Annotated in this window: 13 protein-coding genes; 9 read left to right on the forward strand and 4 right to left on the reverse strand. The window is 67.4% G+C overall.

The window, feature by feature from the left end; genetic code table 11:
• Window positions 1-49 precede the first annotated feature (49 nt).
• Window positions 50-574, forward strand: a complete 525-nt coding sequence (locus RAM80_RS07190; RefSeq protein ID WP_416425531.1) for a GlcG/HbpS family heme-binding protein — start codon at window positions 50-52, stop codon at window positions 572-574.
• Window positions 575-828: 254 nt separating this feature from the next.
• Here RAM80_RS07190 and RAM80_RS07195 read toward each other — a convergent pair whose 3' ends face one another.
• A complete protein-coding gene (locus tag RAM80_RS07195) occupies window positions 829-1,035 on the reverse strand; it encodes a hypothetical protein (RefSeq protein ID WP_416425532.1) in 207 nt (68 codons plus the stop codon).
• Between the two features lie 227 nt (window positions 1,036-1,262).
• Between RAM80_RS07195 and RAM80_RS07200 the strand changes: the two genes are divergently transcribed.
• The 5 genes from RAM80_RS07200 (at window position 1,263) to RAM80_RS07220 (ending at window position 7,543) form a co-directional block, all read left to right on the forward strand.
• Window positions 1,263-2,270, forward strand: coding sequence for an iron ABC transporter substrate-binding protein (locus RAM80_RS07200; RefSeq protein WP_416425533.1), 1,008 nt, complete (start codon window positions 1,263-1,265; stop codon window positions 2,268-2,270).
• 55 nt (window positions 2,271-2,325) lie between these two features.
• Window positions 2,326-3,861, forward strand: coding sequence for an ABC transporter permease (locus RAM80_RS07205; RefSeq protein WP_416427430.1), 1,536 nt, complete (start codon window positions 2,326-2,328; stop codon window positions 3,859-3,861).
• Window positions 3,858-4,898 carry an ABC transporter ATP-binding protein gene (locus RAM80_RS07210; protein ID WP_416425534.1) on the forward strand — a complete coding sequence of 347 codons (1,041 nt, stop codon included), beginning with the start codon at window positions 3,858-3,860 and terminating at the stop codon, window positions 4,896-4,898. Before RAM80_RS07205 ends, RAM80_RS07210 begins: the two co-directional genes overlap by 4 nt.
• A gap of 153 nt (window positions 4,899-5,051) precedes the next feature.
• Window positions 5,052-6,866: a monovalent cation:proton antiporter-2 (CPA2) family protein gene (locus RAM80_RS07215; RefSeq protein ID WP_416425535.1), complete on the forward strand. Its 1,815-nt coding sequence runs from the start codon at window positions 5,052-5,054 to the stop codon at window positions 6,864-6,866.
• Window positions 6,867-6,976: 110 nt separating this feature from the next.
• A complete protein-coding gene (locus RAM80_RS07220; protein ID WP_416425536.1) occupies window positions 6,977-7,543 on the forward strand; it encodes a DUF4337 domain-containing protein in 567 nt (188 codons plus the stop codon).
• A gap of 319 nt (window positions 7,544-7,862) precedes the next feature.
• Here RAM80_RS07220 and RAM80_RS07225 read toward each other — a convergent pair whose 3' ends face one another.
• A complete protein-coding gene (locus RAM80_RS07225; protein ID WP_416425537.1) occupies window positions 7,863-9,002 on the reverse strand; it encodes an N-acetylmuramoyl-L-alanine amidase in 1,140 nt (379 codons plus the stop codon).
• A 175-nt stretch (window positions 9,003-9,177) separates the two neighbouring features.
• On the opposite strand from RAM80_RS07225, the gene RAM80_RS07230 reads away from it, so the two are divergent.
• The 3 genes from RAM80_RS07230 to RAM80_RS07240 all read left to right on the forward strand — a co-directional run bounded on the left by RAM80_RS07230 (window position 9,178) and on the right by RAM80_RS07240 (window position 12,583).
• A complete protein-coding gene (locus tag RAM80_RS07230) occupies window positions 9,178-9,855 on the forward strand; it encodes a response regulator transcription factor (RefSeq protein WP_416425538.1) in 678 nt (225 codons plus the stop codon).
• Window positions 9,833-11,206: a sensor histidine kinase gene (locus RAM80_RS07235; protein WP_416425539.1), complete on the forward strand. Its 1,374-nt coding sequence runs from the start codon at window positions 9,833-9,835 to the stop codon at window positions 11,204-11,206. Before RAM80_RS07230 ends, RAM80_RS07235 begins: the two co-directional genes overlap by 23 nt.
• A gap of 201 nt (window positions 11,207-11,407) precedes the next feature.
• Window positions 11,408-12,583: a D-alanyl-D-alanine carboxypeptidase family protein gene (locus RAM80_RS07240; protein WP_416425540.1), complete on the forward strand. Its 1,176-nt coding sequence runs from the start codon at window positions 11,408-11,410 to the stop codon at window positions 12,581-12,583.
• A gap of 375 nt (window positions 12,584-12,958) precedes the next feature.
• Here RAM80_RS07240 and RAM80_RS07245 read toward each other — a convergent pair whose 3' ends face one another.
• Both RAM80_RS07245 and RAM80_RS07250 read right to left on the reverse strand, forming a co-directional pair.
• Window positions 12,959-14,314 carry an MATE family efflux transporter gene (locus tag RAM80_RS07245; protein ID WP_416425541.1) on the reverse strand — a complete coding sequence of 452 codons (1,356 nt, stop codon included), beginning with the start codon at window positions 14,312-14,314 and terminating at the stop codon, window positions 12,959-12,961.
• 62 nt (window positions 14,315-14,376) lie between these two features.
• A complete protein-coding gene (locus tag RAM80_RS07250; RefSeq protein ID WP_416425542.1) occupies window positions 14,377-14,832 on the reverse strand; it encodes a DUF5625 family protein in 456 nt (151 codons plus the stop codon).
• Window positions 14,833-14,902 lie beyond the last annotated feature (70 nt).

Here is a 14,902-nt window from a genome sequence, read left to right on the forward strand (position 1 = left end):
CGCCACGGCGAGTGAAAGGATTTTCATCAACCTCGAAAAGGAAACTGCCATGCCCACCTCTCCCCTGCTGCGCAGCGGCGCCACCCTGGCGCTGACATTGGCCGCGCTGTGCGCCCAGGCCGCCCCCAGCCACCTGGTCAGCAGCCAGAAACTGCCCTGGCAAGTGGCCCAGCAACTGGCCGCCGAGGCCGTGCAGACCTGCGCCGCCAAGGGCTGGTCAGTGACCGCCACGGTGGTCGACCCGTCCGGCCACGCCCAAGCGGTGATCAAGGGCGATACCGTGCCGCTGCAGTCGCTGTCGGTGTCCTACCGCAAGGCCTACACCGCCTTCTCCTACGGCCAGGCGTTCGACAAGGACACCATCAGCGAACTGCTGGCCGCCAAGCTCGACGGCCCGGCCAACGGCGCGTTGAACACCGTGCCGCAGGTGCTGTTCATTCCGGGTGGGGTGACCTTGCGCAAGGCCGACCGCCAGGTGCTGGGGGGGCTTGGCGTGTCCGGCGCACCAGGCGGCGACAAGGACGAAGGCTGCGCCCTGGCGGCGGTAAAAAAATTCCAGCCACAGTTCGAATAACCCGTAGCAGGCATTGTGGGAGCTGGCTTGCCAGCGAGCTGTTGAGGCCCCAAAAGCTCGCTGGCAAGCCAGCTCCCACAGAAACAGCCGCTGCTACAGGGATCAAGAAAAGCCGCCGTAATGAAAGTATTTTCACCTTGGCGGCTTTTCACATCGCCTTCACAAAGCAAGGTGCACAGTACACCCACTCCTTTGTGATGATTCATTTAGCCCGCCTCGTTGCGGGCTTTCTTTTGCCTGGGCAAAAGTGCCGGTCAGCGCGCGCCGCCGCCCGGGCCACCGCCATTGCCACCTGGGCCACCGCCGCCACCAGGCCCGCCGCCGCCAGGGCCACTCATGCCCGGGCCGCCACCGCCGCCGCCATGACCACCGCCGCCTCCATGGGGATCAAAAATCCAGCAGCCGCCCAGGCTCGACATCAGCGCGGCGACCAGCATCAGCTTGGCAAGGTATCTGTGCATAGCATTTCTCCGGGTTGCGAACGGGAACGCCGTCCTTGTCAGTTGTGACCGGCGTTACCGCACTTTGCTCGCAGGATTTGGCAACAAACTCGATACATTGACGAAACGCCAGCATCGCCTTGACGATTTTTTGTCATTCGCCGCACTACCGTCCGGCACGAATAATCATGCAAATGATTCGTATTGAATTATCCTTTTTCACACAAGAACAACACTGGAGCGCGGTCATGAAGTCGTCCCTACCCCTGCTGAAAACCACGGTATTGGCCTGCGCCCTGTTCGGTGCCAGCCACGCCCTGGCGCAAGACTCGGACCTGGTGGTGTACAACGCCCAACACGAGACCCTGACCAAGGCCTGGGTCGCAGGCTTCACCCAGGACACCGGCATCAAGGTGACCCTGCGTAACGGCGATGACACCGAGATGGCCAACCAACTGGTGCAGGAAGGTGCGGCCTCGCCCGCCGATGTGTTCCTGACCGAGAACTCGCCGGCCATGATGCTGGTGCAGCACGCCGGCCTGTTCGCCCCCGTGGCGCCCACCACCCTGGAACAGGTGGGCGCGCCCTACCGTCCGGCCCAGGGCAAATGGGTGGCCATTGCCGCGCGCTCCACGGTGTTCGTCTACAACAAGGACAAGCTCAAGGCCGACCAGCTGCCCGCCTCGCTGATGGACCTGGCCACCCCGGCTTGGAAAGGCCGCTGGGCCGCCTCGCCGGCCGGCGCCGACTTCCAGGCCATCGTCGCCGCGGTGCTGGCGCTCAAGGGCGAAGCCGCCACCCTCGACTGGCTCAAGGGCATGAAGGCCAACGCCACCGCCTACCGCGGCAACAGCGCGGTGCTCAAGGCAGTGAATGCCGGGCAGGCGGAAGGCGGGGTGATCTACCACTACTACAGCTTCGTCGACCAGGCCAAGACCGGCGAGAACAGCAAGAACACCGAACTGCACTACTTCAAGCACCAGGACCCGGGGGCGTTCGTCAGCCAGTCGGGCGGCGGCGTGCTGGCGTCCAGCAAGCACCAGGAGCAGGCCCAGGCGCTGCTCAAGTGGATCACCGGCCCCAAGGGCCAGGCCATCCTGAAGGACGGCAAGTCGTTCGAGTACGCGGTAGGCCAGGGTGCGGCCTCCAACCCGAAACTGGTGCCGCTGGCGCAGCTGGACGCACCCGTGGTGGATGTTTCCAAGCTCGACAGCAAGAAGGCCGTCGAACTGATGAACCAGGCCGGGCTGCTGTAAATTGCTGCCATCTTCAGGCTTGACCAAGGCCGCCGTACCGGCGGCCAGCTTGCCCCTGCGCCGCCGCCAGCGGCGGCGCAACGCCTGGCTGGTGGGCGCCGCCCTTGGCCTGTCGCTGCTGGCGCTGCTGCCTCTGGGCTTCATCGTCGGCGTGGCCGTGCAACAAGGCTGGCAAAACATTGCCGCCCTGGTGCTGCGCCCGCGCATGGCGCAGTTGCTGCTCAACACCCTGGCGCTGACCCTGTTGACCCTGCCGCTGTGCGTGCTGCTGGGTGTGTCCCTGGCCTGGCTCACCGAACGCACGCGGCTACCCGGGCGGCGGCTGTGGGCCTTGCTGGCCACCGCGCCCCTGGCCATCCCGGCGTTCGTGCACAGCTACGCCTGGGTCAGTGTGGCGCCCGGTTTGCACGGTTTACCGGCGGCGGTGCTGATCTCGGTGATCGCCTATTTCCCCTTCCTGTACCTGCCCGTGGCCGCCACCCTGCGCCGCCTGGACCCGGCCCTTGAAGACGTCGGCCAGTCCCTGGGGCTCAAACCCTGGGCAGTGTTCTTTCGCGTGGTGCTCCCGCAACTGCGCCTGGCCATCAGCGGCGGTACGTTGCTGGTAGGCCTGCACCTGCTGGCCGAGTTCGGGCTATACGCACTGATTCGTTTCGACACCTTCACCACCGCCATCTACGACCAGTTCCAGTCCTCGTTCAACGGCCCGGCCGCCAACATGATGGCCGGTGTGCTGGCGCTGTGCTGCCTGTTGCTGCTGACGGTCGAGGCCGCCAGCCGTGGCCATGCCCGCTATGCGCGGGTGGGCTCCGGCAGCCCGCGCGTGCTGCCCGGCTGGCGCCTGAACCGGCGCGACACCGCGCTGGGCCTGGGCCTGATGCTGGCGACCTGCGCGCTGACCCTGGGCGTGCCGCTACTGACCCTGGGCCGCTGGCTGCTGGCCGGCGGCCTGGAGGTGTGGCGCAACGACGAACTGTGGACCGCCCTGTGGCAGACCCTGCTGCTGGCCAGCGCCGGCGCCCTGCTGACCACCCTGGCGGCGATACCGGCGGCGTGGCTGTCGGTGCGCGCGCCCAGCCGCCTGCAACGGCTGCTGGAAGGCGGCAACTACCTGTCCAGCTCGCTGCCGGGCATTGTCGTGGCCCTGGCGCTGGTGACCCTGACCATCCACCTGGCGCCGCCGCTGTACCAGACCCTGTTCACCGTGCTGCTGGCCTACCTGCTGATGTTCCTGCCACGGGCCCTGGTCAGCCTGCGCGCCGGCATCGCCCAGGCGCCGGTGGAGCTGGAGAACATCGCCCGCAGCCTCGGCCGTTCACCGGGCCAGGCGTTGTGGCGCGTCACCCTGCGCCTGGCCGCACCGGGCGCAGCGGCGGGTGCGGCGCTGGTGTTCCTGGCCATCTGCAACGAGCTCACCGCCACCCTGCTGCTGGCGCCCAGCGGCACGCGCACCCTGGCCACCGGCTTCTGGGCCATGAGCAGCGAGATCGACTACGCCGCTGCGGCGCCCTATGCGCTGATCATGATTGTGCTGTCGCTGCCGCTGACCGCCCTCCTCTATCAACAATCGAAACGGACCGCCGGCCGATGAGCGCCCTTGAACTGCACCACCTGCACAAGCGTTTCGGCGCCTTCACCGCCCTCGACGACGTCAGCCTCAGCGTCCCCAGCGGCAGCCGCACCGCCATTGTCGGGCCGTCCGGCTCGGGCAAGACCACCCTGCTGCGGCTGATCGCCGGCTTCGAATTCCCCGACCAGGGCAGCATCGCCCTGGGCGGCCAGCCGCTGGCCGACGGCGGCCGCGAAGTGCCCGCGCACCAACGCCAGATCGGCTACGTCCCCCAGGACGGCGCGCTGTTCCCGCACCTGGACGTGGCCGCCAACATCGGCTTCGGCCTGCCCGGCAGCGCCGCCGCCAAGCGCGCCCAGGTCGAGGCGCTGCTGGAGCGCGTGGCCCTGGACCGGCGCCTGTTGCACAGCTGGCCCCACGAGCTGTCCGGCGGCCAGCAGCAACGGGTGGCCCTGGCCCGCGCCCTGGCCCAGCGCCCGCGGCTGATGCTGCTGGACGAACCCTTCTCGGCGCTGGACACCGGTCTTCGCGCCTCCATGCGCAAGGCCGTGGCGCAACTGCTGAGCGAGGCCGGCATCACCACCGTGCTGGTCACTCACGACCAGGGCGAAGCGCTGTCGTTCGCCGACCAGCTGGCCGTGATGCGCCAGGGCCGCCTGGTACAGGCCGGCCCACCGCTGGAACTCTACCGCCACCCCACTGACGCCCAGACCGCGCTGTTCCTCGGCGACGCCGTGCTGCTCCCCGCCCAACTCGCCCACGGCCACGCCACCTGCGCGCTGGGCAGCCTGCCAGTGCGTGACCCCAGCCTGCACGGCAGCGCCCAGGTCATGCTGCGGCCGGAGCAACTGCACTTGTGCGATGAAGCGCCCGGCGCGGTGCGCGGGGTGGTCAGCGAGACCGACTTCATCGGCAACAGCTGGACGTTGACGGTGCAGCTGGAGTCAGCCCAGGCAACCCCATTGCGGCTGCGCAGCGCCGGGGTGGAGGTGCCGGGGGTAGGCAGCCGGGTTTATGTGCGGGCGCAGGGGGTGGCGCATGTGGTGGGGATGGGTTGAGGCCAGGTTTTTACGGCAAGGACCTTATTGGGGCATGAGCTGAGTCGCGGGATAGCGCCAGTAGCTTTGGTCCTACCTACCCACCTGCATAATATAAATGGGCGTTATAAAACCAGTAGACTACCCGTTTCGCCTCGCCCCAGGAGTAACCCAATGCCCCAAGAAGGGAGCCTGCTACAAGCCGCCGTGGTCTTTCTGTTCGCCGCCGTCATCACCGTGCCGCTGGCCAAGCGCCTGCAACTGGGCGCGGTGCTGGGGTATCTGTTCGCGGGGGTGATCATCGGCCCGCAGGTGCTGGGCCTGATCGGCAACCCGCAGAGCGTCTCGCATATTTCCGAGCTGGGCGTGGTGCTGCTGCTGTTCATCATCGGCCTGGAGCTGTCGCCGCGGCGGCTGTGGGTGATGCGCAAGTCGGTGTTCGGCGTGGGCCTGGCCCAGGTGCTGCTGACCGGTGCGGTGATTGGCGGCGTGGCGATGCTGGGCTTTGGCCAGCCGCTGCCCACGGCGGTGGTGCTGGGGCTGGGGCTGGCGCTGTCGTCCACGGCGTTCGGGCTGCAGAGCCTGGCCGAGAGCAAGCAGCTGAACAGCCCCCACGGGCGCCTGGCGTTTGCCATTCTGCTGTTCCAGGACATCGCCGCCATTCCGTTGATCGCCCTGGTGCCACTGCTGGCCACCGGCGACCATGACACGGCGCCAGGCGATAGCCTCAACCATGGCCTGCGGGTGCTGGGCAGCATCGCCGTGGTGGTGATCGGCGGGCGCTACCTGCTGCGCCCGGTGTTCCGCGCCGTGGCCCGCACCGGCCTGCCGGAGGTGTCCACCGCCACCGCGCTGCTAGTGGTGATCGGCACCGCGTGGCTGATGGACCTGGCCGGCGTGTCCATGGCCCTGGGCGCGTTCCTGGCTGGCCTGCTGCTGGCGGATTCCGAATACCGCCATGAGTTGGAATCGCAGATCGAGCCCTTCAAGGGCCTGCTGCTGGGGTTGTTCTTCATCAGCGTTGGCATGGGCGCCAACCTGCAGTTGCTGCTGGATGCGCCCGCCACGGTGCTGGGTCTGATGCTGCTGTTGATCGCCATCAAGCTGCCGCTGCTGCTGTTCATCGGTCGCCTGGCCGGGGGCCTGAGCAAGCTCAGCGCGGTGCGCCTGGGCGTGGTGCTGGCGGCCGGCGGCGAGTTTGCCTTCGTGGTGTTCAAGATCGGCAAGGACGAGGGCCTGTTCGACCAGCACCTGTTCGACACCCTGCTGCTGACCATCACCCTGTCGATGGCGGTGACGCCGCTGTTGCTGCTGGCCTGCGCGCGCTATATCAAGGCGCAGCCCAAGCCGGTCAAGCCGGTGCCCGAGCACCTCAAGGCCATCGACGCCGACGCGCCGCGCGTGGTCATCGCCGGCATGGGCCGCATGGGCCAGATCGTCTCGCGTATCCTGCGCGCGCAGAACGTTTCGTTCGTGGCGCTGGACACCTCGGTGGACACCATCGAGCTGACCCGCAGCTTCGGCAACGTGCCGGTGTTCTACGGCGACCCGCTGCGCCCCGAGATCCTCAGCGCGGCGAAGGTGGGCGAGGCCGAGTACTTCATCATCGCCACCGATGACCCCGAGACCAACATCAAGACCGCTGAGCTTGTGCACCGCCTGTACCCGCACATCAAGATCATCGCCCGGGCCCGCAACCGCCAGCACGTGCACCGGCTGGTGGACGCCGGCGCCGTGGCGATTCGCGAAACCTACTACTCGAGCCTGGAGATGAGCCGCCGCACCCTGGTGGGCCTGGGCCTGACCCAGGAGCAGGCCGACTGGCGCATCCAGCGCTTCAAGCAGCACGACGAACAGGTGCTGGCCGCCCAGTACCTGGTGCGCGACGACGCGGCCAAGGTGATGCAGACCGCCCAGGAAGCGCGGGGCGAATTGGCGACCCTGTTCGAGTCCGACAGCGGCGAGCAGGACCGCGCGCACCTGCCGTAACGCGGGCCGCATGAAACTTGCGGGGTGCGGCCTTTGGGCCGCTAGGCGGGCGCAGGGTTTTACCCTATATTCGCGCCCGCGTTTCCACCCCCCAAGGCAGCCCGAGCACCATGTCCGAGTCGTTCGAAGTCCCCTCCCCCCATGAAGAACACGTCGAGCACGCCCACCACCGTGGCGACAGCTTCGCCAGCAAGATCGCGGTGATGACGGCAGTCATGGCCACCATCGGCGCGCTGCTCAGCTACCAGGCCGGCTCCACCGAGAGCGAGGCGGCGATGAACAAGAACAACGCCGCCATCAAGAAGACCGAAGCCGCCAACCAGTGGAACTACTACCAGGCCAAGTCCAGCCGCCAGAACCTCGCCGACCTGGCCAGCCACATCCCGGGCATGGACGTGGCCCACTACCAGGCCGAGGTCGCGCGCTACAAGCAGCAAAAGGAAGAGGCGCGGCAGAAGGCGGAGGCCATGGAGAAGGAAGCGGCCGAGTGGGACGTGAAGTCCGAGACCATCCTGCACCAGCACCACCGCTGGGCCCAGGCGATGATGGCGATCCAGATCGCGATCTCGCTGGCGGCCATGACCTTGCTCACGCGCAAGGAATGGCTGGAGAAAATGTCCCTGGGTGCCGCCGCCCTGAGCCTGGTGCTGGGTGGGCTGGCCTGGTTCCACATCTGATCAACAACCCGTAGCAGCGGCCACAGGCCGCGTCATGGGCTTTGCGGTGAGCCTGATGCACCGCGCATGCAAGACGCAGCCTGCGGCAGCTGCTACGCGGATGCGCATACCGCTTAGATTGCGTCGCCTGCATCGCGGCCAAGGCCGGCTCCTACCACGAACGCGGTAGGAGCCGACTTTAGTCGCGATGCAGACGACGCCATTTCAAGACAGTTGCTGTTACGTCGTCGGGATACACACTGTGGGAGCTGGCTTGCCAGCGAGCTGTTGGGGCCATACAAAGCTCGCTGGCAAGCCAGCTCCCACAAGACAGTTGCTGCTACGCGACGTGCACCGGGTACTTGCGGAAATAATCGCCAATCGACGCATGCAGCGCCTGCGCCAGTTCCACCTGGTGGCGGTGGTCGATCAGCCGCCCGCAGTCGTAGGGGTTGCTCATGAAGCCATGCTCCACCAGGATCGACGGGATGTCCGGCGACTTCAGCACCGCGAAGCCGGCCTGTTCCACGCGCTGCTGGTGGATGTTGGTGACCTGCTTGAAGTGCCCCAGCACCGTGCGGCCCAGGTCGAGGCTGGAGGCGATGGTGGCGTTCATCGACATGTCCACCAGCACCTTGGAGACCATGGGGTCGTCGTTGCTCAGGCTTTTGTCGAACACCCCGGCGTAGGCGTCGGAGCTGTTCTCGCTTTCGGCGATGTAGCGGGCCATGGCCGAGGTGGCGCCGTGGGACGACAGCACGTACACCGAGGCGCCGCGCGCCGAGCGTGACGGCGCCGCGTCGGCGTGCAGCGACACCAGCATGTCGGCGCGGCGCTGGTGGGCCAGCAGCACGCGCTGGTGCAGCGGCACGAAGAAGTCGCTGTCGCGGCTCATGGTCGGGGTGAAGCGCGGGTCCTTGGCCAGCTGCTGGTGCAACAGGCTGGCGATGCCCAGCACCACGGTCTTCTCGTAATGCCTGGTGCCGCTGACGGCGCCGGGGTCCTTGCCGCCGTGGCCGGCGTCGATGGCGATGATCGCCGGGCGCTGGCGCGGCACGTGGCGCGCCAGCGCGGCAGCGGCCTTGCCCACCGGCAAATCCACCACCAGGCGCTGATGCCCACCGGCCAGCGGCACCAGCCGCGCCTGGGCGTGGGCAGGTTGATGCATGTCCAGCACCAGGCGCATGCCAGTCTTGGTCGGGCCGCTGCGCAGGCCCTGCACCGGCGTGCCGGCGAAGTTCAGCGCCGCCGGCGGCAGGTGCGCGGCCACGCCGTGCAGGTCGATCACCACGCGGTCAGGCGCACTGAGGGTAAACACCTGGTACTGCACCTTGCCGGCCAGGTCCAGCACCAGGCTGGTCACGCCGCCATGCTGGCTGACCTGGCAATGGCTGACACCCGGCAACGGCGCGGCCAGCAGCCAGGCGGGCGACATCAGGGACACGGCGCTGATCAGGCCGAGAAAATTGCGACGGTTCACGGCAGCGGACAACCTCGGTTCACGGGGGTAGCCCATTAAACTCCTGCGCGTGCAAGCAACTGAATTAAGTCGATTAAATTAAAATTTAATAGAGCCCGACGCGCGGTCTCCCTAGGGTAGCCAAGCCTTTACAATGGCCACCCCGAAAAATCGCGGAGCAACAGAGGATTCCCCCATGAGCAGCGCCCTGGTCATCGAAGACGACGAAGTGACCGCCCACGTCATCATGACCGAACTGAGCCTGCACGGCTTTACCGTGGAATGGTGCGCCAACGGCCGCGAGGGCCTGGCCCGGGCGATTGCCGGCGGCCACGACGCCATCACCCTGGACCGCATGCTGCCTGACTTCGACGGCCTGACCATCGTCAGCACCCTGCGCAGCCTGGACATTCACACGCCGGTGCTGATGATCAGCGCCCTGTCGGACGTGGACGAGCGCGTGCGTGGCCTGCGCTCGGGCGGCGACGACTACCTGACCAAGCCGTTCTCGCCGGTGGAAATGGTGGCGCGCCTGGAGGTGCTGTTGCGCCGCCCGGCGAACGGCGCCAGCCACCCGCGCCTGCAGGTCGGCGACCTGTGCCTGGACCTGGTGGAGCACCGCCTCAACCGCGGCGACGAGCACATCGCCCTGCTGCCCACCGAGTTCAAGATTCTCAACTACCTGATGCGCAACGCCGGCCAGCTGGTGACGCGGACCATGCTGTTCCAGGAGGTGTGGGGCTACCACTTCGACCCGGGCACCAACATCATCGACGTGCACCTGGGCCGCCTGCGCAAGAAAATCGAGGGCGAGCACTCGCCCATTATCCAGACCGTCAGGGGTACCGGCTATGTCCTCGCGCCCCGCGCTTGAACCCTGGGGCTCGTCCAGCAGCCGCCTGATCGGCTTCTACGCGCTGTTCTTCGTGGCCTGGGGCGCGCTGTTCACCGGCGTGCTGTACTGGCAGATCTCGCAGTACCTGGGCAGCATCGCCGAGCGCACGCTGATGCAGCGCGCGCACTACTACGCCAAGGTCGACGACGACAACCTGCTGGGCGAACTGGCCGCCAGCGAGGCCTACTCCACCCCCAACATCGACGCCTATGGCCTGTTCGACGCCCAGGGCCAACACCTGGCCGGCGACCTGCTGAAACTGCGCGCCAGCCTGCCCGACGACGGCCAGGTGCACTACCTGCAGAAAGGCCTGAGCGTGGCCCAGGCCAGCGAGGAGCCGCGCAGCAGCTACGCGCTGCTGGTGCACCGCGGCGACGGGCGCATGCTGGTGCTGGCCCGCGACGGCGGTTCGGTGTCGGCGGTGGGCGGCATCATCCAGCAGGCCCTGGCCTGGGGGCTGTCGCTGACGCTGATCCCCGGCCTGATCGGCTGGCGCCTGCTGCGCCGGCGCCCGCTCAAGCGCGTGCAGGGCTTGCAGCGCAGCACCGAAAGCGTGGTCTCGGGCAACCTCGCCGACCGCCTGCCGCTGTCGCCTCGGCGCGACGAACTGGACATGTTGGCCAGCGCGGTGAACACCATGCTCGACCACATCGAACAGCTGATGCTGGAAGTGAAAGGCGTGTGCGACGGCATCGCCCATGACCTGCGCACGCCGCTGACGCGCCTGCGTGCGCGCCTGCACCAGCTGGACCAGATGCCCCTGGACGCGCCCCAGCGCGCCACCCTGGAACAGGCGCTGGCCGAAAGCGAGTCGATCATGGTGCGCTTCCAGGGCCTGCTGCGCGTGGCCGAGTTGGAGGACACGCGCCGGCGCGGCGCCTTCCAGCCCTACTCGCCGCTGGAACTGCTGCAGCAGGCCCACGAGTTCTACGAGCCCCTGGCCCTGGAGCGCAAGCAGACCCTGACCCTGGACATCCAGGGCCCGCTGCCGACGCTGATGGGCGACGTGGCGCTGCTGTTCGAGGCGCTGGTGAACCTGCTGGACAACGCCATCAAATTCACCCCGGTGGGCGGCGCCATCGTGTTGCGCGCCCGTTGCCAGGGCCGGCAAATGACCCTGGACATCCTCGACACCGGCCCCGGCATCGCCCCCGTGGAACGCAGCCAGGTCATCCGCCGCCTCTACCGCGGGCCCAGCGCCGACGCGCAGCCGGGGCATGGCCTGGGGCTGTCGCTGGTGGCGGCAATCGTGCGGCTGCATGGCTACACCCTGCACATCGGCAGCGCGGAAGGCGGCGGCGCGCAGGTCAGCATTCATTGTGCGACCTGACGCGGCCTGCGGCCGCTGCTACGGATGCGCGTGTACCTTGTCGATCGCGATGCAAACGGCGCCCCTCCCCGTAGCAGCTGCCGAAGGCTGCGTCCGCACTCAACCCCCCTTTCATTAATTTTACTTAACCCAGGTTAAGTTGAGCCCCCAGGCACCCACCGCCACAGTCTCGGCCCCCTTCCCCACCGAGGCCCCGCCGCCGTGAAACGCCTGCTCCTGCGCACCCTGATCGTGCTGATCCTGCTCGCCTGCCCCTACGCCGTGTTCGCCCAGCCCGCACCCGCCGCGCCGCTGGTGCCGCGCCCGCCGAGCCTGGACGCCAAGGCCTGGGTGCTGATGGACGCGCGCACCGGCACCCTGATTGCCGAGCACGCCGGCGATGAACGCCTGCCGCCCGCCAGCCTGACCAAGCTGATGACCGCCTACCTGGCCACCCGCGAAATGCAGGCCGGGCGGCTGAAGCCCGAAGACCTGGTGCAGATCAGCGAAAACGCCTGGCGCACCGGCGGCTCGCGGATGTTCCTCGACCCCGGCAGCCAGGTCAGCGCCCACGACCTGCTGCGCGGCATCATCATCGATTCGGGCAACGACGCCAGCGTCGCCGTGGCCGAGCACATCGCCGGCAGCACCGACAGCTTCGTGCCGCTGATGAACGCCGCCGCGGCCAAGCTGGGCATGCACAACAGCCACTTCGCCAACCCCACCGGCCTGCCGCTGCCCGACCACTATTCCTCGGCCCACGACATGGCCATCCTGGCGCGGGCGATCATTGACGACGAATCCGGCTATTACGAGCTGTACGCGCACAAATACCTGACCTGGAACGGCATCCGCCAGGCCAACCGCAACCTGCTGCTGTGGCGCGACCCCAGCTACGACGGCCTGAAGACCGGCCACACCGAAGCCGCCGGCTACTGCATGGTGACCTCGGCGGTGCGCAACGGCCGCCGCCTGATCAGCGTGGTGTTCGGCGCCCCCAGCGAACGGGCGCGGGCCGAGGCCAGCGCCAAACTCATGGGCTACGGCTTCCGCTTCTTCGACACCCAGACCTACGCCACCGCTGGCCAGCCGCTGGCGACCCCGAAGGTATGGCTGGGCAGCCAGGCCAGCGTCAGCGTAGGCTTGGCAAAGGATGTGGTGCTGACCTTGCCGGTCAACCAGCAGCGCCATACGCGCACCCAACTCGACCTGCATGAACCACTGAAGGCGCCTTTGGCGGCCGGCAGCCCGGTGGGCGCGCTCAGCCTGTACGACGGCGACCTGCTGCTCAGCAGCCAACCGCTGGTGGCCCTGCAGGCCGTGCCTGCCGGCAGCTGGCTGGGGCAATGCTGGGATCGCTTGCAGCTGTGGATAAGAGGCCTGATCGCCAGCGCTTGAGGCGTCGGAAATACGACAAGATTCGTAACGTAAATGCGCCATTAAATCCGCGTGAAACAGGTGCTTACAGCTTGACCCCAGTGCCGCTGCGTGCCTTCGAAGCGTTCACCCACCCGATTGATCATTTCTTGGCCAGTGCCGCCAACCTCCTGTGCTGACTGGCTTTGGCAAAGTTATCCACAGAGATACCCACGATTTTCGGGGACAAGTGCCGGAGGGGAGTTTTTGCCAGGGTGGGCGTGTCAACCCCCAATACGCTGTTGGGCCTCGGACGCAGCCTGCGGCAGCTGCTACATCCTGTGGGAGCTGGCTTGCCAGCGAGCTGTCAGGGCCATAAAGCTCGCTGGCAAGCCAGCTCCCACAAAACAGTTGCTGCTACACCAACCGTTCGATCGTGCGGTGCTGCCACACGCCCTTGTAGTACGCGACCTGCAGCGCCAGCATGGCCAGGTAGGTCACCGGGAACGCCATCCACACCCCTTCCAGGCCAAAGTGCGCGTTCAGCAGCCAGGCCGCCGGCAGCTCCACCCCCAGGATGCAGAAGATCGAGATCAGCACCGGCACCAGCACCGTGCCGCTGGCGCGCATGATGCCGCCTACCAGGGCCTGGAAGCCGAACACCAGCATGCTCCAGAGCATGATGTGCAGCAGGTGCTCGGCCTGGGCCAGGGTGCTGGCGTCGGTGATGAACAGGCCCAGCAGCCAGTGCGAGAGCAGATAGCCCAGCACCACCAGGCCGCCGGTGAGCCACAGGTTGATCAGCAGGCCGGTGCGCAGGATCGGGCCCATGCGCTCCAGGCGGCCGGCGCCGATGGCCTGGGCGCCGAGGATGGACGCGGTGATGGCGATGGACAGCGCCGGGAACTGCACGTAGTTGACGATCTGCGTGACCGCGCCGTAGGCCGCCGTGGCCTTGGAGCCGTAGCCGTTGACCAGCGACAGGATGACCAACTCCGACAGCGAGATGACAACCATCTGCAAGCCCGTGGGCAGGCCGATGCGCAGCACCTTGGCGAGAATCCAGCGGTCCAGGCGCAGGGCCTTGAAAAACGCCCGGTCCGGCGCCAGCACGTGGCCCTGGCGGTTCAGGCGCCAGGCCAGCAGGGCGATGGCGGCAACGTTGCCGGCCAGGCCCGCCAGCGCCGCGCTCTGGATACCCATCTGCGGCAGGCCCAGCCAGCCGCGGATCAGCGCCGGGGTCAGGGTCAGGCCCACCGCGGTGGACACCAGCAGCGCCAGCAGTGGCGACAGCGTATCGCTGACCCCGCGCAGCAGCTGGGTGAACAGCACGAACACCAGCAGCACCGGCATAATCCACATCATCACCCGCGCATAGGCCACGGCGTCATCCAGCACGTCCACCGGCGTGCCCAGGCCTTGCAGCGCCTGGCGCGCGAAGACGCTGCCGAACACCGCCGCCACCAGGCCGATCAACGCGCCCAGCAGCAGCGTGGCACCGGCGATCTGCTTGACCATGTGCGGCTCGCGCGCGCCCCAGGCCTGGCCGATCAGCACCCCGGCGCCCGCGCCCAGGCCGATCACCAGGGCAATGAAGAAGAACACGATAGGGAACATCCCCGACACCGCCGCCAGCGCCTGGGTACCGAGCATCTGGCCGATGTAGATGCTGTTGAGGGTACCGGACATGGACTGCAGGAAATTGGACAGGACCATGGGGGCCAGGAAGGCCAGGTAGGTCTTCCACAACGGGCGTTGGGTTGGGGTTGGCATGCAGTTCTCGGGCAGGTGATGAGGCACCGGGGCATTCTAGCGCAAACCCCGTGGCCGCAGGTTCAGTAGGCCCTGACCACGCTGACCCCGGCACGATAATCGTCGATCGGCTCGGCACTGCCGCGCCGCTCGATGGTGATCTGGTAGTGCCCCGGCCGCAACCGCACCTCGCTCAACTCGGCATGCAACACGCCGCTGCCCCACGACGACACGGTGGGGTGGCTGATGCGCCGGTCCTGCACCACCACGGCGGCGTCGATGTCGTAGATGCGCAGGAACACGTTGAACGGCGCGCCCTGCTCGTGGAGCTGGCCGGCAGGGTCCTTCCAGGCGCCGCCCACGCCTTGCCACAGCGCCTTGCGGGCGGCGGCATCGGTGGCGGGGTAGAAGTAATCGATGCGGACGGAATAGCTGTCATCCTCGACGATGCGCACCGCCAGGCCGGTGACCGCGCCGGAGCTTTTCAGGCTCAGCGGCGCGGCTTCGGCGGCCTGCACCAGGGTGCTGCAGCGGGCCATGCAAAGGAGACACAGGGTGAACGGCAAACCTTTCAAAACCAGACCTTGGATGCGTGCATGTGTATCGAAG

It is taken from the genome of Pseudomonas sp. App30 (genome assembly GCF_047947025.1).
GTDB lineage: Bacteria > Pseudomonadota > Gammaproteobacteria > Pseudomonadales > Pseudomonadaceae > Aquipseudomonas.

Excerpts from the sequence above, each read along its gene's own strand:
- RAM80_RS07195 (WP_416425532.1), bottom strand. The coding sequence starts at position 1,035 with ATGCACAGATACCTTGCCAAGCTGATGCTGGTCGCCGCGCTGATGTCG.
- RAM80_RS07215 (WP_416425535.1), top strand. The coding sequence starts at position 5,052 with ATGCCCCAAGAAGGGAGCCTGCTACAAGCCGCCGTGGTCTTTCTGTTC.
- RAM80_RS07210 (WP_416425534.1), top strand. The coding sequence starts at position 3,858 with ATGAGCGCCCTTGAACTGCACCACCTGCACAAGCGTTTCGGCGCCTTC.
- RAM80_RS07200 (WP_416425533.1), top strand. The coding sequence starts at position 1,263 with ATGAAGTCGTCCCTACCCCTGCTGAAAACCACGGTATTGGCCTGCGCC.
- RAM80_RS07250 (WP_416425542.1), bottom strand. The coding sequence starts at position 14,832 with ATGGCCCGCTGCAGCACCCTGGTGCAGGCCGCCGAAGCCGCGCCGCTG.
- RAM80_RS07235 (WP_416425539.1), top strand. The coding sequence starts at position 9,833 with ATGTCCTCGCGCCCCGCGCTTGAACCCTGGGGCTCGTCCAGCAGCCGC.
- RAM80_RS07230 (WP_416425538.1), top strand. The coding sequence starts at position 9,178 with ATGAGCAGCGCCCTGGTCATCGAAGACGACGAAGTGACCGCCCACGTC.
- RAM80_RS07245 (WP_416425541.1), bottom strand. The coding sequence starts at position 14,314 with ATGCCAACCCCAACCCAACGCCCGTTGTGGAAGACCTACCTGGCCTTC.
- RAM80_RS07220 (WP_416425536.1), top strand. The coding sequence starts at position 6,977 with ATGTCCGAGTCGTTCGAAGTCCCCTCCCCCCATGAAGAACACGTCGAG.
- RAM80_RS07190 (WP_416425531.1), top strand. The coding sequence starts at position 50 with ATGCCCACCTCTCCCCTGCTGCGCAGCGGCGCCACCCTGGCGCTGACA.